The sequence below is a fragment of the Streptomyces sp. NPDC024698 genome (assembly GCF_055559015.1).
The window spans coordinates 171,450-195,177 of sequence record NZ_JBVHLK010000003.1 but is presented as its reverse complement, the minus strand read 5'-3'; the positions used below and the strand labels follow the sequence as shown (position 1 = coordinate 195,177).

General features: G+C 71.7%; 21 protein-coding genes. 15 read left to right on the top strand and 6 right to left on the bottom strand.

The annotated features are described in order from the left end of the window. The first annotated feature begins 50 nt into the window (after positions 1-50). Positions 51-473: a hypothetical protein gene (locus ACZ4AA_RS08655; protein WP_467597642.1), complete on the top strand. Its 423-nt coding sequence runs from the start codon at positions 51-53 to the stop codon at positions 471-473. A 43-nt stretch (positions 474-516) separates the two neighbouring features. Here ACZ4AA_RS08655 and ACZ4AA_RS08650 read toward each other — a convergent pair whose 3' ends face one another. Then, positions 517-1,674 carry a Gfo/Idh/MocA family protein gene (locus tag ACZ4AA_RS08650; protein ID WP_467597639.1) on the bottom strand — a complete coding sequence of 386 codons (1,158 nt, stop codon included), beginning with the start codon at positions 1,672-1,674 and terminating at the stop codon, positions 517-519. A gap of 193 nt (positions 1,675-1,867) precedes the next feature. Further along, entirely contained in the window at positions 1,868-2,431 is a 564-nt protein-coding gene (locus ACZ4AA_RS08645) for a PadR family transcriptional regulator (RefSeq protein ID WP_467597636.1), read from the bottom strand. A gap of 82 nt (positions 2,432-2,513) precedes the next feature. Here ACZ4AA_RS08645 and ACZ4AA_RS08640 point away from each other — a divergent pair, with 82 nt between their 5' ends. Then, a complete protein-coding gene (locus tag ACZ4AA_RS08640) occupies positions 2,514-2,906 on the top strand; it encodes a nuclear transport factor 2 family protein (RefSeq protein ID WP_467597632.1) in 393 nt (130 codons plus the stop codon). Between the two features lie 51 nt (positions 2,907-2,957). Continuing rightward, a complete protein-coding gene (locus ACZ4AA_RS08635) occupies positions 2,958-3,332 on the top strand; it encodes a four-helix bundle copper-binding protein (protein ID WP_467597629.1) in 375 nt (124 codons plus the stop codon). Positions 3,333-3,359: 27 nt separating this feature from the next. On the opposite strand, the gene ACZ4AA_RS08630 is transcribed toward ACZ4AA_RS08635, so the two are convergent. After that, a complete protein-coding gene (locus ACZ4AA_RS08630; RefSeq protein WP_467597626.1) occupies positions 3,360-3,935 on the bottom strand; it encodes a histidine phosphatase family protein in 576 nt (191 codons plus the stop codon). Between the two features lie 280 nt (positions 3,936-4,215). Between ACZ4AA_RS08630 and ACZ4AA_RS08625 the strand changes: the two genes are divergently transcribed. From ACZ4AA_RS08625 to ACZ4AA_RS08615, 3 genes are all read left to right on the top strand, one after another. Next, on the top strand, positions 4,216-4,437 hold the full coding sequence (locus ACZ4AA_RS08625; protein ID WP_467597623.1) for a CbtB domain-containing protein: 222 nt from the start codon (positions 4,216-4,218) through the stop codon (positions 4,435-4,437). Positions 4,438-4,626: 189 nt separating this feature from the next. Beyond that, a complete protein-coding gene (locus ACZ4AA_RS08620; protein ID WP_467597620.1) occupies positions 4,627-5,817 on the top strand; it encodes an acyl-CoA dehydrogenase family protein in 1,191 nt (396 codons plus the stop codon). A gap of 203 nt (positions 5,818-6,020) precedes the next feature. Then, on the top strand, positions 6,021-7,157 hold the full coding sequence (locus tag ACZ4AA_RS08615) for an FAD-dependent oxidoreductase (protein WP_467597618.1): 1,137 nt from the start codon (positions 6,021-6,023) through the stop codon (positions 7,155-7,157). 154 nt (positions 7,158-7,311) lie between these two features. Here ACZ4AA_RS08615 and aceB read toward each other — a convergent pair whose 3' ends face one another. Both aceB and aceA read right to left on the bottom strand, forming a co-directional pair. Then, entirely contained in the window at positions 7,312-8,904 is a 1,593-nt protein-coding gene (gene aceB / locus ACZ4AA_RS08610) for a malate synthase A (protein WP_467597615.1), read from the bottom strand. A gap of 169 nt (positions 8,905-9,073) precedes the next feature. Beyond that, positions 9,074-10,357 carry an isocitrate lyase gene (aceA, locus tag ACZ4AA_RS08605; protein ID WP_467597613.1) on the bottom strand — a complete coding sequence of 428 codons (1,284 nt, stop codon included), beginning with the start codon at positions 10,355-10,357 and terminating at the stop codon, positions 9,074-9,076. Between the two features lie 378 nt (positions 10,358-10,735). Here aceA and ACZ4AA_RS08600 point away from each other — a divergent pair, with 378 nt between their 5' ends. Then, on the top strand, positions 10,736-12,142 hold the full coding sequence (locus ACZ4AA_RS08600) for a short-chain fatty acyl-CoA regulator family protein (protein ID WP_467597609.1): 1,407 nt from the start codon (positions 10,736-10,738) through the stop codon (positions 12,140-12,142). Positions 12,143-12,324: 182 nt separating this feature from the next. Continuing rightward, a complete protein-coding gene (modA, locus tag ACZ4AA_RS08595) occupies positions 12,325-13,161 on the top strand; it encodes a molybdate ABC transporter substrate-binding protein (protein ID WP_467597604.1) in 837 nt (278 codons plus the stop codon). A gap of 140 nt (positions 13,162-13,301) precedes the next feature. Here modA and ACZ4AA_RS08590 read toward each other — a convergent pair whose 3' ends face one another. Further along, entirely contained in the window at positions 13,302-13,979 is a 678-nt protein-coding gene (locus ACZ4AA_RS08590; protein WP_467597601.1) for a sulfite oxidase-like oxidoreductase, read from the bottom strand. Positions 13,980-14,159: 180 nt separating this feature from the next. On the opposite strand from ACZ4AA_RS08590, the gene ACZ4AA_RS08585 reads away from it, so the two are divergent. From ACZ4AA_RS08585 to ACZ4AA_RS08555, 7 genes are all read left to right on the top strand, one after another. After that, positions 14,160-14,852, top strand: a complete 693-nt coding sequence (locus ACZ4AA_RS08585) for a M24 family metallopeptidase (protein WP_467597598.1) — start codon at positions 14,160-14,162, stop codon at positions 14,850-14,852. 328 nt (positions 14,853-15,180) lie between these two features. After that, the gene (locus tag ACZ4AA_RS08580) at positions 15,181-17,460 is read left to right on the top strand and encodes a serine/threonine-protein kinase (protein WP_467597595.1); all 2,280 of its coding nucleotides are present in this window, start codon (positions 15,181-15,183) and stop codon (positions 17,458-17,460) included. 152 nt (positions 17,461-17,612) lie between these two features. After that, complete coding sequence (locus ACZ4AA_RS08575; RefSeq protein WP_467597592.1) at positions 17,613-18,020, top strand: YciI family protein; 408 nt, start codon at positions 17,613-17,615, stop codon at positions 18,018-18,020. 8 nt (positions 18,021-18,028) lie between these two features. Beyond that, the gene (locus ACZ4AA_RS08570; RefSeq protein ID WP_467598900.1) at positions 18,029-19,174 is read left to right on the top strand and encodes an RNA polymerase sigma factor; all 1,146 of its coding nucleotides are present in this window, start codon (positions 18,029-18,031) and stop codon (positions 19,172-19,174) included. A 155-nt stretch (positions 19,175-19,329) separates the two neighbouring features. Then, positions 19,330-20,895, top strand: a complete 1,566-nt coding sequence (locus tag ACZ4AA_RS08565; RefSeq protein ID WP_467597589.1) for a phytoene desaturase family protein — start codon at positions 19,330-19,332, stop codon at positions 20,893-20,895. 103 nt (positions 20,896-20,998) lie between these two features. Next, positions 20,999-22,111 (top strand): NAD(P)H-dependent flavin oxidoreductase, encoded by a 1,113-nt coding sequence (locus ACZ4AA_RS08560; protein ID WP_467597586.1) that lies wholly within the window; start codon positions 20,999-21,001, stop codon positions 22,109-22,111. Next, entirely contained in the window at positions 22,108-23,658 is a 1,551-nt protein-coding gene (locus ACZ4AA_RS08555; protein ID WP_467597583.1) for an acyl-CoA synthetase, read from the top strand. Before ACZ4AA_RS08560 ends, ACZ4AA_RS08555 begins: the two co-directional genes overlap by 4 nt. The last annotated feature ends 70 nt before the right edge of the window (positions 23,659-23,728 follow it).

The following is a 23,728-nucleotide window of genomic DNA, read 5'->3' as shown; positions in this document are numbered from 1 at the left end:
ATCGTGTCCCCTCCGGTACGCCTGGCGACGCCCCGCGCACCGGATCGCCCGTGACCGACGAGGAGGACGAAGGATCGATGACGCTGAACGTGGGCCAACGGGTTCGGCTGGCGGCGGAGCTCCGGTTGGCCGGGTCGGTGACCCCGGCCGGGGAGCCCCCGGAGGAGACCGGTGCCTTCCCCGCCTCGCTGGCCCTGGCGGCCGGTATCGAGGGAACCGTCGAGCGGGTGGACGAGCATGACCGCCAGCAGAGCCACGAGGTCAGTGAGTACCAGCGCCTCAAGTCACTTCTCGACGACTTCGGCCACCAGATGCCGTCGGCGACCAGAACACAACTGGAGCAGCAGGTGGGGGGCTTGGAAGAGCACTGGCTCGCCTACCAGCGTCGTAAGCTCCGCGTCACGGTCCGCGTCCGGCTCGACAACGGATTCGTCCTCGACGACGCCCCCGAGGAGGCCTTCGCCTGCGCCTGACCAGGCGTCGAGGTGCTCCCCTTCCGCGCGCCGGTGGCGACGGCTACGCCTCAGGCCTCACCCATGTACCCGAGGCCGCCGACCGCGCCATGGCGTCCAGCGCCGACGCGGTCCGAACCGCGTCGGCCAGGGTGGCCCCGTACGGCCTGCCGTCCGCGATCGACCGCAGAAAGGTGTGCGCCTCGACGACCTTGAGGTCGTCGTAGCCCATGCTGTTCGCCGCTCCCGGCTGGAAGGCGGCGTAGTCCCCGGCCCCAGGACCGACGTACACGGTGCTGACCGGCTGATCCTGGTACGTGGATCCACGGCTCACCCCGAGCTCGCCCATCCGGCGGAAGTCCCAGGACACCGAGCCCTCGGTGCCATGGATCTCGAACCCGTAGTCGTTCTGCTCGCCGACCGAGACCCGGCACGCCTCCAGAACACCACGCGCCCCGGAGGCGAAGCGCAGCAGGCAGTTGACGTAGTCCTCGTTCTCCACGGGCCCGGGCTCCCCGCCCGCCGCGCGCGCGTGACCGGAGGTCGCGCCGTCCGGCCGGGGCCGCTGCGGCACGAAGACCGCGGTGTCCGCCGCCAGCGCCTCGATCTCGCCGACCAGGAATCGGGCCAGGTCGACGCCGTGCGAGGCCAGGTCGCCGAGGACTCCGCTGCCGCCGCGCTTCCGCTCGTAGCGCCAGGTCAGCGCGCCCTCGGGGTGGGCCGCGTAGTCGCTGAAGAGGCGGATGCGCACATGGGTGATGTCGCCGATGGCGCCGGAGGAGATCAGCTCGCGGGCCGCCACGACGGCCGGTGCGCCCCGGTAGTTGAAGCCGACCGTGGCCCGGACCCCGGCCGCGGCGACCGCGCTCGACACGGCTCGGGCGTCGTCGGCGGTCAGCCCCACCGGCTTCTCGATCCAGAGGTGCTTGCCGGCCGCGGCCATGGCCGCACCGATCTCGCGGTGCAGGAAGTTCGGCGCCGTGACGCTCACGGCCTCGACGCGCGGATCGGCGGCGATCTCGCGCCAGTCACGGACGGCCGTGGCGAAGCCGTACCGCTCGGCGGCCTCCTCGGACCGGCCGGGCACCTCGTCGGCGACGGCGATCGGTTCGGGACGCAGGGGGAGCAGCGGGAAGTGGTGGAGGACACGGGCGTACGCCTGCGTGTGCACCCGTCCCATCCAGCCGAACCCCACGACGGCGAAACCGAGCGCACGCACCACGACTGCCTCCCGCGATCCACGCCGAACCGAGTCGAATCGAGCCGAACTGAGCCGAACCGAGCTGAGCCGAACCGAGTCGAGTCGAGCGGAGTCCAGCTCAGCCGACCCGAACCCAGCCTCCGCCGAACCGGAGTAGACCGGCCCCCGGCCTTTCTGTACAGCCTCGCAACCAGGCTAATCCGGACGTGCCCCGTCAGGGGGTGACGGCCGCCCGCCGTTCCAGCACCCGCAGGGCCCGTTCCGCCCACTCGATGATCGCCTGCTCGAAGGCGCGTCCCCCCAGAAGCGTGAGATACGGACCCACGCGCTCGGCCGTGGCGAGGTACTCGTCCTCGGTGCGTCCGTCGAGCAGCCGGGCGCCGATCCGTTCATAGTGCGCCAGTTTGGCCCGCGACCACTCCAGCCGCTCGGCGATCGCCACCCGGACGGCGTCGGCGTCCCCCATGTCGAGTGCGTACACCTTGACCATCAGCTCGTCACGGATCGCGGTGGGTTTCGCGGACACGGACGTGAAGGAGGCCAGCGCTTCGAGCCCCGTCGAGGTCAGCGAGAAGACCCGCTTGTTGGGGCGGCGTTCCTGCCGCACGAGCCGGGCCTCGATGAGTCCCTCGGACTCCATCCGGTCGAGCTCCCGGTACAGCTGCTGCGGGGTCGCCATCCAGAAGTTGGCCACCGAGGCGTCGAACCCCTTCGCCAGGTCGTAGCCCGACGCCTCGCCCTCCAGGAGCGTGGCCAGTACCGCGTTGCGCAATGCCATCCGGCAAGGCTAGACGGCCCGTGACCACAGGACTAATCTTATCCGCACCTAATCAATTAATTGAGTAAGAGAGGTGGGCGCAATGAACTCCTTCCGTAAGGCCGTGGAGGCCGGGGACCTCGACGCGGTCGCGGAGCTGCTGGCCGACGACGTCGTGTTCACCAGCCCGGTCGCCTTCAAGCCGTACCCGGGCAAGCCGATCACCGCGGCGATCCTGCGCGGTGTGTGGCGCGTCTTCAGCGACTTCCGCTATGTCCGCGAGATCGCCGGGGCGGACGGTCGTGACCACGCGCTGGTCTTCACGGCCAAGGTGGGCGACAAGGAGATCAACGGCTGCGACTTCCTGCACTTTGACGAGGACGGGCTCATCGACGAATTCACGGTGATGGTGCGCCCGTTGTCGGCCGCGCAGGCGCTCTCCGAGGCGATGGGGGCACAGTTCGAGCAGATCTCCCGGGAAGCCGCCGGAGCGTGAGGCTCCGGTCGCGCCCTGTTTGAACCGACTCCGCGCGGCTACCCGCCTGTTGTGACGACGACGATTTCACAGCAGGAGCTCTTCCGGTTCCTGGAGGAGCGCTTCGACTGCGCTCAGGCCTGCGCCGACTGCGCCACGACCGCCGCGCTGCGCGCGAGCCTCTTGGACCCCGACGGGCCCAAGAGGCAGGAATCCGCGCGGCGTTCGGGCATCCTGTGCGCGGAGGTCTGCGAGGCGACCTGCCATGTCCTGTCCCGTCAGCAGGGGCAGAACGAGAGGGATGTCCGCGTTCAGCTGGAGTGGTGCCGGGACGTCTGCCTGGAGTGTGCCGAGGCCTTCGACGGCTGCCCCGGCGCGGAGGCCGCCGCACGGAGATGCCGCGCATGTGCCCGGGCGTGCGCGGAGTTCATGGCCACGCTGCGGTGAGGCCGCGGGCCGCCGGGGCAGGGCCGTTCAGACGAGCGGGCGTCCCGCGCGGAGGTTCCAGCGCCCCGCGCGCCCGCTCAACTCCGTGACGGTGAGCGGCGGCACGTCCACGCGCCAGAACGCCTGTTCCGGCGCGCCCAGCACCCGTACCACCAGGGCTCGTACGACCTCGGGCTCGACCACGGCGACGGTCCGTCCCTCGAACCCGGCCGCCCCGTCGAGACGTTCGGCCACCCGGTCGCAGAACGCCCGCACCGACTCGCCGTCGTGCGGCGCGGACGTGGGCTCGGCGAGCCACCGGGCCACCGCCTCCGGCTCCTTCCCGCTCACCTCGGCCAGCGTCGCCCCGCGCCAGCGGCCCACGTCGAGAGGGGCCAACTCCGGTACGTCGGTGGCGTCTTCGAGGCCGAGCGCCTCGGCGGTCCCTCGGCACCGCACGGTGGGGGACAGCCAGAGCCGCCCGCCGGCCGGAACCGCACCCGCTTCGGCGGCCGTCCGGGCGGCCCGCAGACCCGAGGCGTCCACCGGGCTCCCGTCGTCGAAGCGGGCCTCGCGCAGCGCCTCGCTGATCGCCGCGGAGATCAAGATCACTCGGCTGGTCATGTCTTCACTCTCATGTGTCGTGGACCCGTCCTCGCGGCCGTGGGGCGCACAGCGCGCGGGGGCCGTGCGCCCTTGGCCGGGGTGCGGCTTCGCGGTACGGTCACGAGGATATTGACGACGGTTCGGCGGAAGCCCGGTGGGAGTCCGGCACGGTCGCGCCACTGTAAGCCCGGCACAGGTCACCCCGGTCAGGGGGGACGGACGCGGGCAAGTCAGACCCGTGACTGTCGTCCTGTGCACCACCGAGATGGGACGCGAGTTCCCCAGGAGGTTCTGCCCCATGGCGCAGTCCGTCGTCCAGCCGACCGTCAGCCCCACCGCGGTTCCCGCCAAGCTGCCGATCGGCGCGATCGTCCCCTGGGCGGTCTTCTTCGGCATGCTGATGCTGGTCCTGCTCTACTTCGTCGGCGCCGAACAGGGCGCCACCTCCCTCGTCTCCGGCGAGAACGTCCATGAATGGGTCCACGACGCCCGGCACCTGCTCGGCTTCCCCTGCCACTGACGGCGGCGGGGGCGTACGAGCAACGGTATTCCGCGACGGCCGGCGACCCGGCCCGCACGAGGGGGCGATGCCCGGGCGACCCGGCGACGCCCCCTCACTCGTTCCGCCGGCGTCATCGGCATTCCCAATTCCTGGAACACGTTCTACGGTGTGCGCCGTCAGGTCGGGCCCGGGGAGGCAGGAGGCGCCGTGCATCTCGAATACACGCCGGAGCAGCAGCGGTTGCGGACCGAACTTCGTCTCTACTTCGCCGAGTTGGTACCGGACCACGCCTACGCGCGCTACGCCGATCCGGCCGCGCAGAAGCGCTTCTACCGGGAGACGATCCGACGGCTCGGCGCCGACGGCTGGCTCGGCGTCGGCTGGCCCGAGGAGTACGGCGGGCGGGGTCTGAGCCCGATGGAGCAGTTCATCTTCTTCGACGAGGCGGCCCAGGCCGGGGTACCGCTCCCGCTGATGGCACTCAACACCGTCGGTCCGACGATCATGAAGTTCGGAACGCAGGAGCAGAAGGCGTACTTCCTGCCGAAGATCCTCTCCGGGGAGCTCGACTTCGCGATCGGCTACAGCGAGCCCGGCGCCGGGACGGATCTCGCCGCGCTCAGGACCAGGGCCGTGCGGGAGGGCGACGAGGAGAGCGGCCACTACACGGTCGACGGACAGAAGATCTGGACGACCAACGGCGACACGGCCGACTGGGTGTGGCTCGCGGTCCGCACCGATCCGGACGCCCCGCCGCACAAGGGCATCACCATGCTCCTCGTGCCGACCTCGGACCCCGGCTATTCGTGCACCCTCATCAACACGCTCGCCTCGCACGACACCACCGCCAGCTACTACGAGAACATCAAGGTCCCCGCCACACGCCGGGTCGGCGAGGAGAACAAGGGCTGGCGGCTGATCACCAACCAGCTCAACCACGAGCGCGTCACCCTCGCCGCGCACGGCACCATGGCCATCCGCGCGCTGCACGACGTCCAGCGCTGGGCCATGGAGACCAAGCTCGCCGACGGGCGCCGTGTCGTCGACCTCCCCTGGGTGCGGCGCCTGCTCGCCCGCACGCACACCAGGCTGGACGCGATGAAACTGCTCAACTGGCGCATGGTGAACGCCGTCCAGGAGGGCACCCTCACCCCGCAGGACGCCTCCGCCGTCAAGGTGTACGGCTCCGAGGCGCGCCGGGACGCGTACGCCTGGCTGATGGAGATCGTCGCGGCCCCCGGTGCCCTCAAGGAGGGCTCGGCCGGCACCGTCCTGCACGGTGAACTCGAACGCGGCTACCGCTCGGCGGTCATCTTCACCTTCGGCGGCGGCAACAACGAGATCCAACGGGAGATCATCTCGTGGATCGGCCTGGGGATGCCACGGGTTCGGCGCTAGGAGTCTGGGGTCTGCGGTCGGGTGGTGATGCTTGCGGAGCGTCTTCTTCGAGGGCCGCGAACCAGTCGATCCACTCTTCGCCGACGACCCGGCCGGTTCACCCAAGGCCGGCGGCTGATAGAAAGTTGTAGGTCACACCGGAAAATCCTGGGGGCGTCCGGTTGCCGGCTCGGTCCGGATCGTTCACCAAGGGATCGAACATCGTGTCTTCTCGTCGAGTCGTCGTCATCGGTGGCGGGGTCATGGGCTCGTCCACAGCGTGGCGGCTCGCCGCCCGGGGTGACCGCGTCACCCTGCTGGAGCGCTTCCCGCCCGGCCACGACCGGGGCAGCTCGCACGGCACCTCGCGGATCTTCCGGCTGGCCTACAGAGACCCGTTCTACGTCGGCCTCGCCGCGCGGTCGCTGCCGCTGTGGCGGAGGTTGGAGGAGGAGACGGGACGGCAGGTGCTCACCCTCACCGGAGCCGTCGACCATGGCCCGGCCGCCACGACCGAGGCACTGTACGAGACGCTGACCGCCGCCGGACACCCTGCCGAGCGGCTGGCCCCGGAGGAGGTCGCCGAGCGCTGGCCGGGGCTGCGCGCCGACACCGGCGCGGTCTTCCACCCGGAGGCCGGACGCCTGCACGCCGACGAGGCGGTCACCGCCTTCCAGCAGGCCGCGCGGGCGTACGGCGCGGAGATCCGGCACGGCGTCCGGGTGAGCGGACTGTCGGTGCACGGCGACGCCGAGGTCCGGGTGGTCACGGACACGGAGGAGGAACTGCGCGCCGACGCGGTCGTGGTTGCGGTCGGCGGCTGGACGCCCGGAATGCTGGGCGGCGGTACCGCTCCGCCGGTCGGCGGCGTACCGGTGCTGCGTGTCACCCAGGAGCAGCCCGCGCACTTCCCCGCGCCGGACGCGCTCACCTGGCCCAGCTACATTCACCACCCGGGCGCCGCGCTGCCCGTTGACGGCCTCACCGCGGACGGCGTGTACGGCCTCGGCAGCACCGACGGCGTCAAGGCGGGCTTCCACGGCGTCGGCCCGGTCGTCGACCCGGACCGGCGCGACCGCACCCCGGACGCCGCGGTCCTGCGGGAGCTGGTGGCGTACGCCGAGCGGTGGCTCCCCGGCGTGGACCACACCGCACCCGAGGCCGTGACCTGCCTGTACACCACCACCCCCGACCATGACTTCGTCATCGACCGGCAGGGCCCGGTCACCGTGCTGGGAGGGTTCTCCGGGCACGGCTTCAAGTTCGCTTCGGTCATCGGCGAGCTGGCGGCCGCGCTGGTAGGCGGAGAACCCGGACCGAGCCGGTTCGCGCTCGGACGCCCGCGTCCCACGCGTCACTGAGCCGTTCGGTCGCCGTGACCGGGACGGTCGTCGTTCCGGGCGGCTGGGCGGTGATCGAGAACCATCCAGGGCTTCGGTTCCCCGCCCCGGGCCCCCTCTTCGAGCCCGCCCCCGAGGCTGTCCCGCCGCCCGCCGCCCGCCGCCCGCCGCATCCTCATGACGTGGCCTCCGCGTGCTGGACGAGGTGTCGGGTGTAGGCGTCCGGAGTGAAGAACTGAGGCAACTCCTGCGCCAGAGCGGTGCGTTCGAAGAGGGTCCGCACCGCGTCCAGGTCCGCCCACGGGTACTCGGCGCCCAGCGAGGCGAGTTCGTCGTCGAGCACGTCCAACACGGCCTCCCGGTCCACGACCCGGTGCCGTAGCCACTGCCAGATCTGCACCCGGGCGATCTCGGCGGTCGCAGCGTCCTCCATCAGGCCGTTCAGGGCGACGGCCCCCCGACCGCGCAGCCAGGCCTCGTAATAGCGCAGCGTCACCGTGATGTTGGTCCGCAGGCCCTCCGGCGTGGGCGGACCGCTGACGCGGCGCACCGACAGCAGGTCCGCCGCCGTCACCTCCACGTCCTCGCGCCTGCGGTCGAGTTGATGGGGCCGCTCGCCCAGGACCCCGTCGAACACCGCGCGGCACACGGGCACCAGGGCGGGGTGGGCGACCCAGGAGCCGTCGAAGCCGTCCTCGGCCTCACGCTCCTTGTCCAGCCGGACCGTGGCGGACGCGGCCTCGTCGGCGGCCGGATCCTTGCCGGGCACCTGAGCGGCCATGCCCCCGATGGCGTGGGCGCCGCGCTTGTGGCAGGTCCGCACGAGCAGTTCGGTGTACGCCCGCATGAAGGGGGCGGTCATCGTGACCTTGGCCCGGTCCGGCAGCAGGAAGTCGGTGCGGTGGCCGAACGTCTTGATCAGGCTGAACAGATATTCCCAGCGGCCCGCGTTGAGACCGGAGCTGTGCGCGCGCAGCTCGTAGAGGATCTCCTCCATCTCGAAGGCGGCGGTGATCGTCTCGATGAGGACGGTGGCCCGGACCGTGCCCCGCGCGATGCCCAGCAGTTCCTGGGCCATGACGAAGACGTCGTTCCACAGCCGTGCCTCGTAGCGGTTCTCCAGCTTGGGCAGATAGAAGTACGGACCGCGGCCGGCGTCGATCTGGCGCTGCGCGCAATGGAAGAAGTACAGGCCGAAGTCGACGAGCGACGCGGGCACCGGCCTGCCGTCGAACTCCAGGTGTTCCTCGACGAGATGCCATCCGCGCGGTCGGACCACGACGGTGGCGAGTTGTTCGCCCAGCCGGTACGCCTTGCCCTCCTCGGTCGTGAAGTCGATCCGCCGCTCGACGGCGTCGAGCAGGTTGAGCTGGCCGCCGATGAGATTGCTCCAGGTCGGGGCGGTGGCGTCCTCGAAGTCGGCCAGCCACACCTGCGCACCGGAGTTGAGCGCGTTGACGGTCATCCGGCGATCGGGCGGGCCCGTGATCTCCACGCGACGGTCGGCAAGTCCGGGGGCCGGCGGGGCCACCCGCCAAGTGGGGTCCGCACGGACGGCGGAGGTGACCATCGGGAAGGCGAGCGGTGAACCGGCCGCGAGCCGGATCGCCTGCCGCCTGCGCTCCTTCAGGAGTTCCCGACGACGTTCGCCGAACGCGGCGGCGAGGTGTCCGACGAAGTCCAGCGCGGCGGGGGTGAGGATCTCGTCGTGGCGGTCGCCCGGTGCCGCGAGGACACGGACGTGGTGGGTCAGTGCGCGGGTGGACATCAGGATCTCCTGTTCGGGGAGCGGGGTGGAGAGAAGTGGAGTGGGGCCTGGCGGGGCCGGGTGGGAGCCGGGCGGAGGCGGGGCGGGGGCCGGGCCGGACGTTCACCCGGGACCGGCCCCCTCGGCAGCGGGCGACAGCGGGCGGATGCGCGCCTGGTCCCGTGCGGGCCTAGTGGAACTGCTCCTCCTCGGTCGACCCGGCCAGGGCGGTGGTGGAGGAGGCGGGGTTGACGGCGGTGGAGACCAGGTCGAAGTAGCCGGTGCCGACCTCGCGTTGGTGCTTCACGGCGGTGAAGCCCTGCTCCTGGGCCGCGAACTCCCTTTCCTGGAGGTCGACATAGGCGGTCATGCCGTGCTCGGCGTAGCCGCGGGCGAGGTCGAACATGCCGTGGTTGAGCGAGTGGAATCCGGCCAGGGTGATGAACTGGAAGCGGTAGCCCATCGCGCCCAGTTCCCGCTGGAACTTGGCGATCTGGTCGTCGTCCAGCGCGGCCTTCCAGTTGAAGGAGGGCGAGCAGTTGTAGGCCAGCATCTGGTCCGGATACCTGGCGCGGATCGCCTCGGCGAACTCGCGGGCCTGGGCGAGGTCGGGGGTGCCGGTCTCGACCCAGATCAGGTCGGCGTAGGGCGCGTAGGCGAGACCGCGCGCGATGACCGGGGCCATCCCGTTGCGTACGCGGTAGAAGCCCTCGGCCGTGCGTTCGCCGGTCGTGAACTCGGCGTCGCGTTCGTCGACATCGGTCGTCAGCAGGTTCGCCGCGAGCGCGTCGGTGCGGGCGATGATCACGGTAGGGACGTCGGCGATGTCGGCGGCGAGGCGGGCCGCGTTGAGGGTGCGGATGTGCTGCGAGGTCGGCACGAGGACCTTGCCGCCGAGGTGGCCGCACTTCTTCTCGGAGGCGAGCTGGTCCTCGTAGTGGACACCGGCCGCGCCCGCCGCGACCATCGCCTTGGTCAGCTCGAACGCGTTGAGCGGGCCGCCGAATCCGGCCTCCGCGTCCGCCACGATCGGCGCGAGCCAGTCGGTGGTGTCCGTGCCGCCCTCGGCGGTGGCGATCTGGTCGGCGCGCAGCAGGGCGTTGTTGATGCGGCGGACCACCTGCGGAACCGAGTTGACCGGGTACAGGCTCTGGTCGGGGTAGGTGTGGCCGGCCTGGTTGGCGTCGGCGGCGACCTGCCAGCCGGACAGATAGACGGCCTGAAGGCCCGCCCTGACCTGCTGGACGGCCTGACCGCCGGTGAGTGCGCCGAGGGCGTGGACGTAGTCCTGTTCGTGGAGCTGACGCCACAGGCGTTCGGCACCGCGCCGGGCCAGGGTGTGCTCCTCACGGACGCTCCCCGAGAGCCGGATCACGTCCTCGGCACCGTAGGTGCGCTCGATGCCCTGCCAGCGGGGGTCGGTGGCCCAGCGCCCCGCGAGCTTCTCGGCCGCCGTCGTCCTCGCCTCTGCCATGGTCTTCACCGTCTCCTCGGTTGTCCGGTCTGCCAATCTCCCGGCTGTGAAGAAAGGGAGTGGCACTCTGTGTCTCTGGCTTGGGTGCGGCCCGCTGTACGCTCACCGAGCGGGGTCGCGCGATGCTTGGGCGCAGGAGGCGGCGGATGCCGGGATCTCCGACGTCAGGGCCATGAATCGCGCCCCGGTTCCGTGCTTCTGCCGCCGAGGGTCCGGCGGGCCGCACAGGAACTCTGACATTGGCACTGGGTGCCATCAAGTAGGGATGTCTGCCAACTTCTGCGCATCTTCACCGCGTCTTTTGCCAAGTCTGCGAAGCGGGAAGACGACGGTGTTGCGCCTAATCTGTCGTCAGTCCCCGGTGACGTGAGGAGCGCGGTGAGCAAGACCTACGCGGGAGCGCGGCTGCGGCGGCTGCGTGAGGAACGCCGGTTGAGCCAGGTCGAACTGGCCCGCGCCCTCGGCATCTCGCCCAGCTATCTGAACCAGATGGAGCACGACTCCCGGCCGCTCACCGTGCCGGTCCTGCTCAGGCTGACCGAAGTCTTCGGCGTCGATCCGGCCTTCTTCTCCGAGTGTGACACCACCCGGCTGGTGGCCGACCTGAGGGAGTCGCTGGCCGGCGAGATCGCAGGGGCCCGGGTGTCACTCACCGACCTGTCGGACCTCGCCGCGCGCATGCCCGAGGTCGCGCGGGTCCTGCTGGACCTGGGCCGCCGCAACCAGCGCCTGGCCGAACGGCTCGCCGGTGCCACCGACGGCCGGGACGCCGAACATGAAGGACCGCGTTCCCCGCACGAGGAGATCCGCGACTTCTTCTACCGCCGTCAGAACTACCTCCATGACACCGACCTCGCCGCCGAGCGCCTCGCCGAGGAGATCGGCATCCGTCCCGGCGAGGTCGTCCCGGCCCTCGCGGCGCGCCTCGCGGACCGGCACGGGGTGCGGCCGGCCGCCGAGAACGGCGAGCGCCTGCACCACTACGACGAGCGGACCCGCACCCTGCACCTGTCCACCCGACTGCGCCCCGGCCAGCGGGCGTTCCGCCTCGCGACCCAGCTCGCGCTCCTCGAACACGGCGACGGGATCGACCGCCAGGCCTCGGAGGACTTCCCGGCGGGTTCCTCCGCCCACGCCCTGGCCCGCATCGGCATCGCCAACTACTTCGCCGCCGCGCTGATCCTCCCGTACACGGCCTTCCACGCGGCGGCCGAGGAGCTCCGCTACGACCTCGAACGCCTCACCGACCGCTATGGCCTCGGCTACGAGACCGTCTGCCACCGCCTGTCCACCCTCCAGCGCCCCCGCCTCAGAGGCGTCCCCTTCTCCTTCGTCCGCGTCGACCGCGCCGGCAACATGTCCAAACGGCAGTCCGCCACGGGCTTCCACTTCTCCCGGGCCGGCGGCACCTGCCCCCTGTGGAACGTCTACGAGGCGTTCGCCGCCCCGGGTCGCATCCACGTCCAGATCGCCGAAATGCCCGACGGGCAGCGTTACTTGTGGACCGCGCGGGCGATCACCCGGCACCGCGGCGGCTGGGGCGAGCCCGGCAAGACGTTCGCCATCGGCCTCGGCTGCGAGATCCGCCACGCCCACCGGCTCGTCTACTCCGACGGCCTCGACCTCGCCAACACCGCCGCCGCGACCCCCATCGGCATGGGCTGCCGTGTCTGCGAACGCCTCGACTGCCCCCAGCGCGCCGCACCGCCCCTCGGCCGGCCCCTGCGGATCGACCAGAACACCAGCACGTTCGTCCCGTACCCCGTGACCGATCGCTCGAACTGACCCCACGAGGGGCTCGGCGGCTCCTCAGGACGGTGCCCGGAGCGCGGCCTCACTCGATCGGCTCACGCGACATGGCCCCGATGATCAGGGCTTACGGACCCGCGGTGGATCACGATGAGGCTGTGAGGAAACCGAGTCATGCGACGGACCCGGACCGCCGAACATCCCTTGAGGAGAGCACCGTGACGACTCGTTCCGCTCGCCGGACCCGCCGGACCCTTCAGGCGTTCGGCGCGGGGGCCTCCGTACTGCTGGCCCTGAGCGCCTGTTCCTCCTCGTCCAAGTCCTCCGACTCCTCGGCTCGGGTGGACGCCTCCGCCGCGGTGGCCGCCTCCTCGAAGCTGTCAGGGACCGTGACCGTGTTCGCCGCCGCCTCGCTCAAGGAGACGTTCACGGAGCTCGGCAAGGAGTTCGAGAAGGCGCATCCGGGCACCAAGGTGACCTTCAGTTTCGGTGGCAGCGACACCCTGGCCGCGAGCATCAAGGGCGGTGCCCCGGCGGAGGTGTTCGCCGCCGCCAGCCCGAAGACGATGAAGATCGTCACCGACGCGGGCGACGCCTCCGGCACACCGGCCACCTTTGCGCGCAACCAGCTGGAGATCGCCACCCTGCCCGGCAACCCGGACAAGATCGCCTCCCTGAAGGACCTCACCAAGTCTGGTCTCAAGGTCGTGCTGTGCGACAAGACCGTCCCGTGCGGCGCCGCCACGCAGACGGTCCTGGACGCCGCCGGGGTCACGCTGACCCCGGCCTCCTACGAGCAGGACGTGAAGGCCGCCCTGAACAAGGTGGTGCTGAAGGAGGCCGACGCGTCCATCGTCTACAAGACCGATGTGAAGGCGGCGGGCGACAAGGTGACCGGCGTGGAGTTCCCCGAGTCCTCCGACGCCATCAACGACTATCCGATCGTCGAGCTCAAGAACGCGAAGAACGCCGAGGCCGCCAAGGAGTTCATCGCCCTGGTGCGGTCCCCGCAAGGCCAGACGGTCCTGACCGAGGCCGGGTTCCTCAAGCCCTGACGGTCGGCACGGCGGTGCTCGTGCCGGACGAGCAGGTGATCACGCGGTGCTCCCGGGGGCGCCGGGTGCGTACGGTCCTCGGCCCGCGCTGCTCCGGCCTCGGCCTGCGCGCTCCGACCTCGGCCATGCTGCACCGCCCCTCAGCCGTCCCGCTCCGGACCGTCGCTGTCGCCGTCGTCCCTGGGCCGCGGACCGTCGCCCTCGTGCTCCTGGTAGGAGTAGCGCTGCTCCTTCCAGGGGTCGGCGAGGTTGTGGTAGCCGCGTTCCTCCCAGAAGCCGCGGCGGTCCTCGGTGAGGTACTCGATGCCGCGCAGCCACTTGGGGCTCTTGTAGCCGTACAGGTGCGGCACCACCAGGCGCAGCGGGAAGCCGTGTTCGGCGGTGAGGGGCTCGCCGTTGTGGTGCGTGGCCAGCAGTGTCCGCGGGGTCGTGAAGTCTGCCAGCCGGAGGTTGGCGGAATAGCCGTACTCCGCCCAGGCCATGACATGGGTGACCTCCGGCGCGGGCGGGACCAGGTCCAGGAGGGCCGTGGCCGGGACGCCGTACCACTCGTGGCCGGTCGAGGTGGGCCCGGTCGCGCAGTGCAGATCGGCGACGACCGTGACGTGCGGCAGTCCGGTCAGCTCGTCGAAGGTCCAGCCGCGCTCGGTGCCGTCGGCGGTGGCGCCGAAGACCCGCAGGTTCCAGCGCTCGGGGCGGAAACGGGGGACGGGCCCGTAGTGCGAGACCGGCCATCCGTTCACCAGACGCTGGCCGGGCGGGATGGGGCGGGACGCGTCGGCCGCCGCCTCCACCGTGCCCTGTCGGTCGCTTGTCACGCGGGATGTCCTCTCTCCGCCGGGGTCCCGGTCACGGTTCCCCTCCCCGTGCAGGGTAGGTGCTCACACGGGGTGAGGCAGGGGAGGGGCGACGGGTGGCGGCGACCGGCACCACGAAGCCGCCGCTCGTCGGCGGATTCGGGTTGCCGAAGATCGAGGGCTGCTCCTACCGTCGGTTCCATGGCGGATGACGAACTCACGCGCGCGACAAGGCTGCTGGACGCCCAGGCGAAGGCCGCGAGGCTCTTCGCGGAGATCGAGGAGCGCGGGCTCGTGGCACCCGGCCAGGGGGAACGGGAGGTCAGCGACCGGATCCGGGACCTGGCGAACGAGATGTTCGGTACGACGCGGCACTGGCACAAGCGGATCGTGCGTTCGGGACCGAACACACTCCTGCCGTACAAGGAGAACCCGCCGGACCGGGTGATCGGCGCGGACGACATCGCGTTCGCGGACTTCGGGCCCATCTTCGAGGAGTACGAGGCCGACTTCGGCCGGACCTTCGTCCTCGGCGACGACCCGGTCAAGCACCGTCTGCGCGACGACCTGCCCCGGGTCTTCGCGGCGGGCCGCCGCTTCTTCGAGGCGGACCCCGACATCACCGGCAAGCGGCTGTACGCGGAGGTCGAACGGCTCGCCACGGAGGCCGGATGGGAACTGGGCGGCTGGCACGCCGGACACCTGGTCGGCGAGTTCCCGCACGAGACGATCGAGGGTGCGCACGTCGAGTCCTACATCGTGCCGGACAACGACACCCCGCTGCGGCGCACCGACAAGGCCGGGCGCCGCTGCCACTGGATCCTGGAGATCCACCTCGCCGATCGCGACCGCGGGTTCGGGGGATTCCACGAGGAGTTGCTCGACCTCGGCTGATCCCTCACGCCCGCCTCGCGCGCACCCTCCGGGGGCGCGCGGACGGGACCGTGAGCGCCGTTCTGCCGTCGCGCGCCCACATGGCGGGCGCAAGCGCCCTGCCGTCGCCGCGCCCCGATGATCCTCGGCCGGGTGTCATGGGCGCCGCGCTCCGCTGTGTCCCCGCACGGCCGTACGGACGGCTCCCGGCCGGAAACATTCTCCCGGCCGTGTCACGGCTCGGCCCCGGCTCACCACCAGGGCCGTACAAAGTCGGACGATAGCTCGTCATACTGGGCGGGACCGGGGTGGGCCCGGGTCCGAGTGGTGACGGGGGAGATCGCGCGCGATGGCGGAGAGCAGGCTGATCCAGGGCCGGTACCGGCTCCTCGATCCGATCGGGCGCGGCGGCATGGGCGAGGTGTGGCGGGCCCGCGACGAATCGCTGGGCCGGCACGTGGCCGTCAAGTGCCTCAAGCCGCCCGGCCCGCACCACGACGCCTCCTTCGCCCGTGTCCTGCGGGAGCGGTTCCGGCGCGAGGCCCGGGTCGCCGCCGCCCTCCAGCACCGTGGAGTGACCGTCGTCCACGACTTCGGCGAGGCCGACGGCGTGCTGTACCTGGTCATGGAACTGCTGGAGGGGCACAACCTCGGCCAGCTCCTGGAGGAGAGCCGGCAGCACCGGCTCACGGTCGACGAGGTCGTGGACATAGCCGACCAGGTGACGGCGGCACTCGCCTACACGCACCAACAGAGCGTCGTGCATCGCGACTTGAAGCCGGCGAACATCATGCGGCTGACCGACGGCACGGTGAAGATCTGCGACTTCGGGATCGCCCGCCTCGGCCATGACATCGGCTTCACCTCGCGGCTCACCGGCACCGGCGTCGCGATGGGCACCCCGCACTACATGTCGCCGGAACAGATCGCCGGAGTGGAGGTCGACCAGCGCAGCGACCTCTACTCCTTCGGCTGCGTGCTGTACGAGATCGCCACCGGGGCCCCGCCGTTCGACCTCGGCGACGCCTGGGCCATCCTCGTCGGCCACCGCGACACCGCGCCCGAGCCGCCCCGCAGCCACCGGGCCGACCTCCCCGAGTACCTGGAGCGGATCATCCTCGACCTGCTCGCCAAGGAGCCCGAGCAGCGGCCGCAGGACGCACGCGAACTCGCCCGCCGCATCACCGCCGGGCGCACGACACCCCTGTACGTGCCGACGGTGGTCGCCTCGGCCGCATCGCATCCGGCCGCCGAACTGCGCTCCATGGCACCGCGGTTCCCGCCCCGGCCCGCGCAGCCGCCGTCCCGGGACCCCCGACTGCCGTCCTGGACCGAGGGCATGACCACCGGCCACAAGGCCACCGGCCCGGGATGGCGCGGCACCCCGCCCGACCCGTCCGCCGGTCTCACCGGCGAATGGACCGCCCGCCCCTCCACCGTCGGCCCGCCCGCCCCGTCCCGCGGAGAACGGCCCGTCCCCGCGGCGGAGTCGCTCACCGCGCTGGCGGGGCGGCACAACGCCGGACTGAACCTCGGACGGCTCGGCCGGTGGGCCGAAGCGGGCGAGATCCACCGCTCGGTCGCCGTCGAACGGGAGCGACTGCTCGGGCCCGACCACCAGGACACCCTCGCCAGCCGGTACGAGGTCGGCTTCACCCTGAGCCGCACCGGCCGCTGCGACGAAGCCCTCGGGGAGTACGCGCGCGTCGCCCAGGCCAGGGAGCGGGTGCTCGGCGCGGGCCACCCGGACACCCTGGCCGCACGACAGGAAATAGCCTATGTGCTCGGCCAGTTGGGCCGTCACGACGAGGCGCACCAGGCCTACACGTCGGTGCTCGCCGCCCGGGAGCGCGCGATGGGCCCCGACCATCCCGACACCCTGCGCTGCCGCCACAACCTCGCCTTCAACCTCAGCAGACTCGGACGCCTGGAGGACTCGTACCGCATGGCGGCCGAGGTCGCCGCCGCCCGCGCCCGGGTGCTCGGCCCGGCCCATCCCGACACCTTGGTCACACGCTACGAAGTCGCCTACGCACTGGGCCAGTTGGGCCGTTGGTCCGAGGCTCTGGGCGCCTACCAGGAGGTGGCGGCGGTCCGTGCGCGCACGCTCGGTCCCGACCATCCGGACACCCTCGCCGCCCGCTACGAGGTGGGCATCAGCCTCGGCAGGCTCGGTCGCGGCGCGCAGGCGCTGGAGCTGTACCACTCGCTGGTCGCCGACCGGACCCGCGCACAGGGTGCCACCCATCCCGAGACCCTGCGCGCCCGGCACGGGTTCGGCGTGAACCTCGGCCGACTGGGCCGCTGGGAGGAAGCACTCGCCGAGTCCCGTGACGTGTGCGCCATCCGCGAGCGCGCCCTCGGGGCCGACCACCCCGACACCCTGGTCAGCCGCCGTGAGGTCGCCGTCGGACTCGGGTGGCTCGGGCGCTGGGCCGACGCCCTCACCGAGTACCGGCGGGTGGCGGCCGCGCGCGAGCGGGTGCTCGGGGCCGACCACCCCGACACCCTCGCCGGGCGCAACGACGAGGCGCACTGTCTGGAGCAGCTGGGACATGCGCGGGAGGCGGCGGAGCTGTACCGCAGGGTGGCCGCCCTGCGGCAGCGGCGGGCGGCCGAAGGGCGCTGACCGGCGCGGACAGGGCCTTCGCAAGAGCGCGGAGAGGCCCGAGCGGGAAAGCGCGGAAAAATCTCGGGCGTGATGTCGAGAAGCCGTGGCTCGCTCCGTCCCAGAGGTGAACGCGCCCACAATGGGCCGCACCAGGACCGAGGAGAATCACGATGGCCAAGTACCTGCTTCTCAAGCACTACCGGGGCGCCCCGGCCGCGGTCAACGACGTCCCCATGGATCGGTGGACCCCGGAGGAGATCTCCGAGCACATCCAGTACATGAACGACTTCGCGGCCCGGCTGGAGAAGACCGGCGAGTTCGTCGACGGACAGGCGCTCGCGCCCGAGGGACAGTGGGTCCGCTACGACGGTGAGGGCCGTCCGCCGGTCACCGACGGTCCGTTCGCCGAGACCAAGGACCTGATCGCCGGCTGGATGGTGATCGACGTCGACACCCACGAGCGGGCCGTCGAACTGGCCGGGGAACTGTCGGCCGCGCCCGGCGCCGGCGGCAAGCCGATCCACGAGTGGCTGGAGGTGCGTCCGTTCCTGACCGCGTCCCCCACCGTCACGGAGTGACCTCGGCCATGGACGAGGCCCTGCTCAGGAGCCTCACGCCCGGTGTGCTCGCCGTCCTCGTCCGCCGCGGAGCCGACTTCGCGGCGGCCGAGGACGCCGTCCAGGACGCCCTCGTCGAGGCCGTCCGGGTCTGGCCGCGGGACGAGCCGCGGGACCCGAAGGGCTGGCTGGTCACCGTGGCCTGGCGCCGGTTCCTCGACGCGACCCGGGCGGACGCCTCCCGCCGCCGGCGGGAGGACCTCGTCGACGAGGAACCGGCGGTGGGACCGGCGACGGGCTTCGACGACACGCTCCGGCTCTACTTCCTGTGCGCCCACCCGTCGCTCACGCCGTCGTCCGCCGTCGCGCTCACCCTGCGCGCCGTCGGCGGACTCACCACGCGCCAGATCGCCCGCGCCTACCTCGTCCCCGAGGCGACCATGGCGCAGCGCATCAGCCGGGCCAAGCGCACGGTGTCCGGCGTCAGGTTCGACCGGCACGCGGACGTCTCCACCGTGCTGCGCGTCCTCTACCTCGTCTTCAACGAGGGCTACTCGGGCGATGTCGACCTCGTCGCCGAGGCCATCCGGCTCACCCGGCAGCTCGCGGCCCAGGTCGACCATCCCGAGGTGGCGGGGCTGCTCGCCCTCATGCTGCTCCACCACGCCAGGCGCCCGGCCAGGACCGCGCCCGACGGCAGTCTGGTGCCGCTGGCCGAACAGGACCGCAGCCGGTGGGACACCAGGGCGATCGCCGAGGGAGTCGCGATCCTCCAGCAGGCGCTCGCCCGCGACCGGCTGGGCGAGTTCCAGGCCCAGGCCGCCATCGCGGCGCTCCACGCCGACGCGCCCGCCGCCGAGGAGACCGACTGGGTGCAGATCGTCGAGTGGTACGACGAACTCGCGCGGCTGACCGACAGCCCCGTCGTCCGGCTCAACCGCGCGGTGGCAGTCGGCGAGGCGGACGGACCGCGCGCCGGCCTGGCCGCGCTGGCGGAGCTGGACGACACACTGCCCCGCCACACCGCGGTGGCCGCGTATCTGCACGAGCGCGACGGCGACCTCCAGAGGGCGGCACGGCTCTACGCGCAGGCCGCGCTGAAGGCACCCGACCTGGCCGAACGCGATCATCTGACCCGCCGGGCCGCCCGCCTCAACACCCGCGGGGCACGCTGACGGACCGGACCGGGACCCCACCGCGAGGCCGTCAGGGCAGCGGAGCCGGGCAGCGGTCCCCGGTCGCCGCGGCGCCCGACCGCCCACCCGGACGGAGTGCCGCCGCTTGCCGCGCACCCCTGGCCGACGTAGATCATCACGTGCTACGAAGAGGCATGCCTGTACACGAGGGATATGACGTCGTGATCGTCGGCGGAGGCCACAACGGACTGGTCGCCGCCGCCTATCTGGCGCGGGCCGGGCGGTCCGTGCTGGTCCTTGAGCGGCTGGCCGGCACCGGGGGCGCCGCCGTGTCCACCCGGCCGTTCGCCGGGGTCGACGCGCGGCTGTCGCGCTACTCGTACCTGGTGAGCCTGCTGCCCCGCAAGATCGTGCGGGACCTGGGCCTCGACTTCCGCGTCCGGGGCCGGACCGTCTCCTCGTACACGCCCGTCGAGCGCGACGGGCGGCCCACCGGACTGCTCGTCGGCGGCGGCGAGCGGCGCACCCGCGAGGCGTTCGCCAAGCTGACGGGATCGGAGCGCGAGTACGAGGCGTGGCAGCGCTTCTACGGGATGACCGGCCGTGTCGCGCAGCGCGTGTTCCCGACGCTCACCGAACCGCTGCCCACCCGCGAGGAGTTGAGGGCGCGCGTCGACGACGAGGACGCCTGGCGGATCCTCTTCGAGGAGCCGGTCGGCGCGGCGGTCGAGGAGTACTTCGCCGACGACCTCGTCCGCGGTGTCGTGCTCACCGACGCGCTGATCGGCACCTTCGCCGACGCCCACGACCCCTCGCTGCGGCAGAACCGCTGCTTCCTCTACCACGTGATCGGCGGTGGCACCGGAAACTGGGACGTGCCCGTCGGCGGCATGGGCGCCCTCACCGACGCGATCACCGGCGCCGCGCGCGCGGCCGGCGCGGTGATCGAGACCGGACACGAGGTGCTGCGGATCGAGACGGACGGGGAGTCCGCCGAGATCACCTTCCGGACGGCCGACGGCGAGGGCGTCGTCGCGGCCCGCCACGTCCTGGTGAACGCCTCGCCGCAGGAGCTCGCGCGCCTCACGGGGGGCGAGCCGCCCGCCCCCGCGGAGGGTGCCCAGCTCAAGGTGAACATGCTCCTCAAGCGGCTGCCGCGGCTCCGCGACACCTCCGTCGACCCGCGCGAGGCGTTCTCCGGGACCTTCCACATCGCCGAGGGGTACGAGCAGTTGGCGGCCGCGCACGCGCAGGCCGCGGCCGGTGAGCTGCCCGCCGCGCCGCCCTCCGAGATCTACTGCCACTCGCTCACCGACCCCAGCATCCTGGGCCGGGACCTGGTCGAGCGGGGCTACCAGACCCTGACCCTCTTCGGCCTCCACACGCCCGCCCGGCTCTTCGAGCGCGACAACGACGCCGTACGCGAGGAGTTGCTGAAGTCCACGCTGGCCCAGCTGGACGCCCACCTCGCGGAGCCGCTCGCCGACTGTCTGGCCACGGACGCCGACGGGCGGCCGTGCATCGAGGCCAAGACCCCGCTCGACCTGGAGCGGGACCTGCGTCTGCCCGGTGGCAACATCTTCCACCGCGACCTCGCCTTCCCCTACGCCCAGGAGGGCACCGGCCGTTGGGGCGTGGAGACCCGGCACGCCAACGTGATGCTGTGCGGGGCGGGCGCGGTGCGCGGGGGCGGGGTGAGCGGGGTCCCGGGCCACAACGCGGCGAAGGCGGTACTGGAGTCGCCGGGCCGAAAGGACTGACCCGAAGGCCGCCGTTCCCTTCCTTCCTCAGCAGACCCCGCGTATCTGACGGAGTATCAGAAAAGGCCTTCCCTCGTCCGGAGGTCTGCGGCATTCTGCGCCCATGCAGACGGAGCTGAGCAAGGAACTGGGAGTCGAGCACGCCATCTTCGGCTTCACGCCGTTTCCCGCCGTCGCCGCGGCCATCAGCCGCGCGGGCGGGTTCGGTGTGCTCGGCGCGGTCCGCTACACCGCCCCCACGGACCTGGAGCGCGACCTCGACTGGATCGAGGCGAACGTCGGCGGCATGCCCTACGGCCTGGACGTCGTCATGCCCGCCAAGAAGGTCGAGGGGGTCAGCGAGGCCGACGTCGAGGCGATGATCCCCGAGGGGCACCGCCAGTTCGTCAAGGACACCCTCGCCAAGTACGGCGTCCCCGAACTCGACGCGGGCGAGGCGTCCGGCTGGCGCATCACCGGCTGGATGGAACAGGTCGCCCGCGGTCAGCTCGACGTCGCCTTCGACTACCCGATCAAACTGCTGGCCAACGCGCTGGGTTCACCGCCCGCCGACGTCGTCCGGCGCGCCCACGAGAAGGGAGTGCTCGTCGCGGCGCTCGCGGGCAGCGCCCGGCACGCGCGCAAGCACGCCGAGGCGGGCATCGACGTCGTCGTCGCCCAGGGCTACGAGGCCGGCGGTCACACCGGGGACATCGCCTCCATGGTGCTCACACCCGAAGTCGTCGACGCCGTCGGCCCGTTGCCCGTCCTTGCGGCCGGAGGCATCGGCAGCGGAGAGCAGGTGGCCGCAGCGCTGAGCCTCGGCGCCCAGGGAGTGTGGCTCGGCTCGGTCTGGCTGACCGTGACGGAGGCCGACATGCACTCCCCGGCCGTCACCCGGAAACTGCTCGCGGCCGGCTCCGGCGACACCGTCCGCTCGCGCGCCCTGACCGGCAAGCCCGCCCGGCAGCTGCGCACCGAGTGGACCGACGCCTGGGACGACCCGGCCGGGCCCGGCACGCTCCCCATGCCGCTCCAGGGACTCCTCGTCGCCGACGCCGTCTCCCGCATCCAGAAGTACGAGGTGGAGCCGCTGCTGGGCACACCGGTCGGGCAGATCGTCGGCCGGATGAACAGCGAACGCTCGGTCCAGGAGGTCTTCGACGAGCTGACCCGGGGCTTCGAGCGCGCCGTCGACCGCATCAACCTCATCGCGGGCAGGGGAGAACAGGCATGACCACTTCACCCAACGGCTTCTGGGCCCAGGCCACCGCCGACCCCGCGCGCGTCGTCCTGGTCACCCCCGCGGGAGAGGAATGGACCGCCGGACGTCTCCACGAGGCGGCCAACGGGCTCGTCCACGGGCTGCGCGCCGCCGGCCTCGAACGCGGCGACTCCTTCGCCGTCGTGCTGCCCAACGGCGTCGAGTTCCTCGTCGCCTACCTCGCCGCCTCGCAGGCCGGTCTCTACCTCGTCCCCGTCAACCACCACCTCGTCGGGCCCGAGATCGCCTGGATCGTCTCCGACTCCGGGGCCAAGGTCCTCATCGCCCACGAACGGTTCGCCGACGCGGCCCGGGGCGCCGCCGACGAGGCGAAACTCCCGGAGCGGCAGCGGTACGCCGTCGGCGAGATCGAGGGCTTCCGGCCGTACGCCGAACTCCTCGACGGACAGCCCGGATCGGCGCCCGCCGACCGCACCCTCGGCTGGGTCATGAACTACACCTCGGGCACCACAGGCCGCCCGCGCGGCATCCGGCGCCCGCTGCCGGGCAAGCTCCCCGAGGAGTCCTACCTCGGCGGCTTCCTCGCCATCTTCGGCATCAGGCCGTACGACGACAACGTCCACCTCGTCTGCTCGCCGCTCTACCACACCGCGGTCCTCCAGTTCGCCGGCGCGTCCCTGCACATCGGCCACCGGCTGGTCCTGATGGACAAGTGGACGCCCGAGGAGATGCTGCGGGTCATCGACGCGCACCGAAGCACCCACACCCACATGGTCCCGACCCAGTTCCACCGGCTCCTCGCCCTTCCGGACGAGGTGAAGGCCCGCTACGACGTCACCTCCATGCGGCACGCCATCCACGGCGCCGCCCCGTGCCCCGACCATGTGAAGCGAGCCATGATCGCGTGGTGGGGCGAGTGCGTCGAGGAGTACTACGCGGCCAGCGAGGGCGGCGGCGCCTTCGCGACCGCCGAGGACTGGCTGAAGAAGCCCGGCACCGTCGGCAAGGCCTGGCCCATCAGCGAACTGGCCGTCTTCGACGACGACGGCAACCGGCTGCCGCCCGGTGAACTCGGCACCGTCTACATGAAGATGAGCACCGGCGGATTCTCGTACCACAAGGACGAGACCAAGACCCGCACGAACCGCATCGGCGACTTCTTCACCGTCGGCGACCTCGGCCTGCTCGACGAGGACGGCTACCTCTTCCTGCGCGACCGCAAGATCGACATGATCATCTCGGGCGGGGTCAACATCTACCCGGCCGAGATCGAGGCGGCCCTGCTCTCCCACCCCGCCGTCGCCGACGCGGCCGCCTTCGGCATCCCGCACGACGACTGGGGCGAGGAGGTCAAGGCCGTGGTCGAGGCCGCGCCGGGCCACGAACCCGGTCCCGCGCTCGCGGCCGACATCCTCGCCCACTGCGAGCGGCAACTCGCGGGCTACAAGCGGCCCAAGAGCGTCGACTTCATCACGGCCATGCCCCGCGACCCCAACGGGAAGCTGTACAAGCGGCGGCTGCGCGATCCCTACTGGGAGGGCCGCACCCGGGCGATGTGACCAGGACACCGCGGCACGACGGCGCGCCGCACTCACTTGACCTCGCACCGGCGTGGATCGAGGATCACGT

Bases quoted from the DNA above. Each gene is read 5' to 3' on its own strand.
- ACZ4AA_RS08645 (WP_467597636.1), bottom strand. From the start codon at position 2,431: ATGGCATTGCGCAACGCGGTACTGGCCACGCTCCTGGAGGGCGAGGCG.
- ACZ4AA_RS08640 (WP_467597632.1), top strand. From the start codon at position 2,514: ATGAACTCCTTCCGTAAGGCCGTGGAGGCCGGGGACCTCGACGCGGTC.
- ACZ4AA_RS08630 (WP_467597626.1), bottom strand. From the start codon at position 3,935: ATGACCAGCCGAGTGATCTTGATCTCCGCGGCGATCAGCGAGGCGCTG.
- ACZ4AA_RS08625 (WP_467597623.1), top strand. From the start codon at position 4,216: ATGGCGCAGTCCGTCGTCCAGCCGACCGTCAGCCCCACCGCGGTTCCC.
- aceB (WP_467597615.1), bottom strand. From the start codon at position 8,904: ATGTCCACCCGCGCACTGACCCACCACGTCCGTGTCCTCGCGGCACCG.
- aceA (WP_467597613.1), bottom strand. From the start codon at position 10,357: ATGGCAGAGGCGAGGACGACGGCGGCCGAGAAGCTCGCGGGGCGCTGG.
- ACZ4AA_RS08585 (WP_467597598.1), top strand. From the start codon at position 14,160: ATGGCGGATGACGAACTCACGCGCGCGACAAGGCTGCTGGACGCCCAG.
- ACZ4AA_RS08580 (WP_467597595.1), top strand. From the start codon at position 15,181: ATGGCGGAGAGCAGGCTGATCCAGGGCCGGTACCGGCTCCTCGATCCG.
- ACZ4AA_RS08575 (WP_467597592.1), top strand. From the start codon at position 17,613: ATGGCCAAGTACCTGCTTCTCAAGCACTACCGGGGCGCCCCGGCCGCG.
- ACZ4AA_RS08570 (WP_467598900.1), top strand. From the start codon at position 18,029: ATGGACGAGGCCCTGCTCAGGAGCCTCACGCCCGGTGTGCTCGCCGTC.
- ACZ4AA_RS08565 (WP_467597589.1), top strand. From the start codon at position 19,330: ATGCCTGTACACGAGGGATATGACGTCGTGATCGTCGGCGGAGGCCAC.
- ACZ4AA_RS08560 (WP_467597586.1), top strand. From the start codon at position 20,999: ATGCAGACGGAGCTGAGCAAGGAACTGGGAGTCGAGCACGCCATCTTC.
- ACZ4AA_RS08555 (WP_467597583.1), top strand. From the start codon at position 22,108: ATGACCACTTCACCCAACGGCTTCTGGGCCCAGGCCACCGCCGACCCC.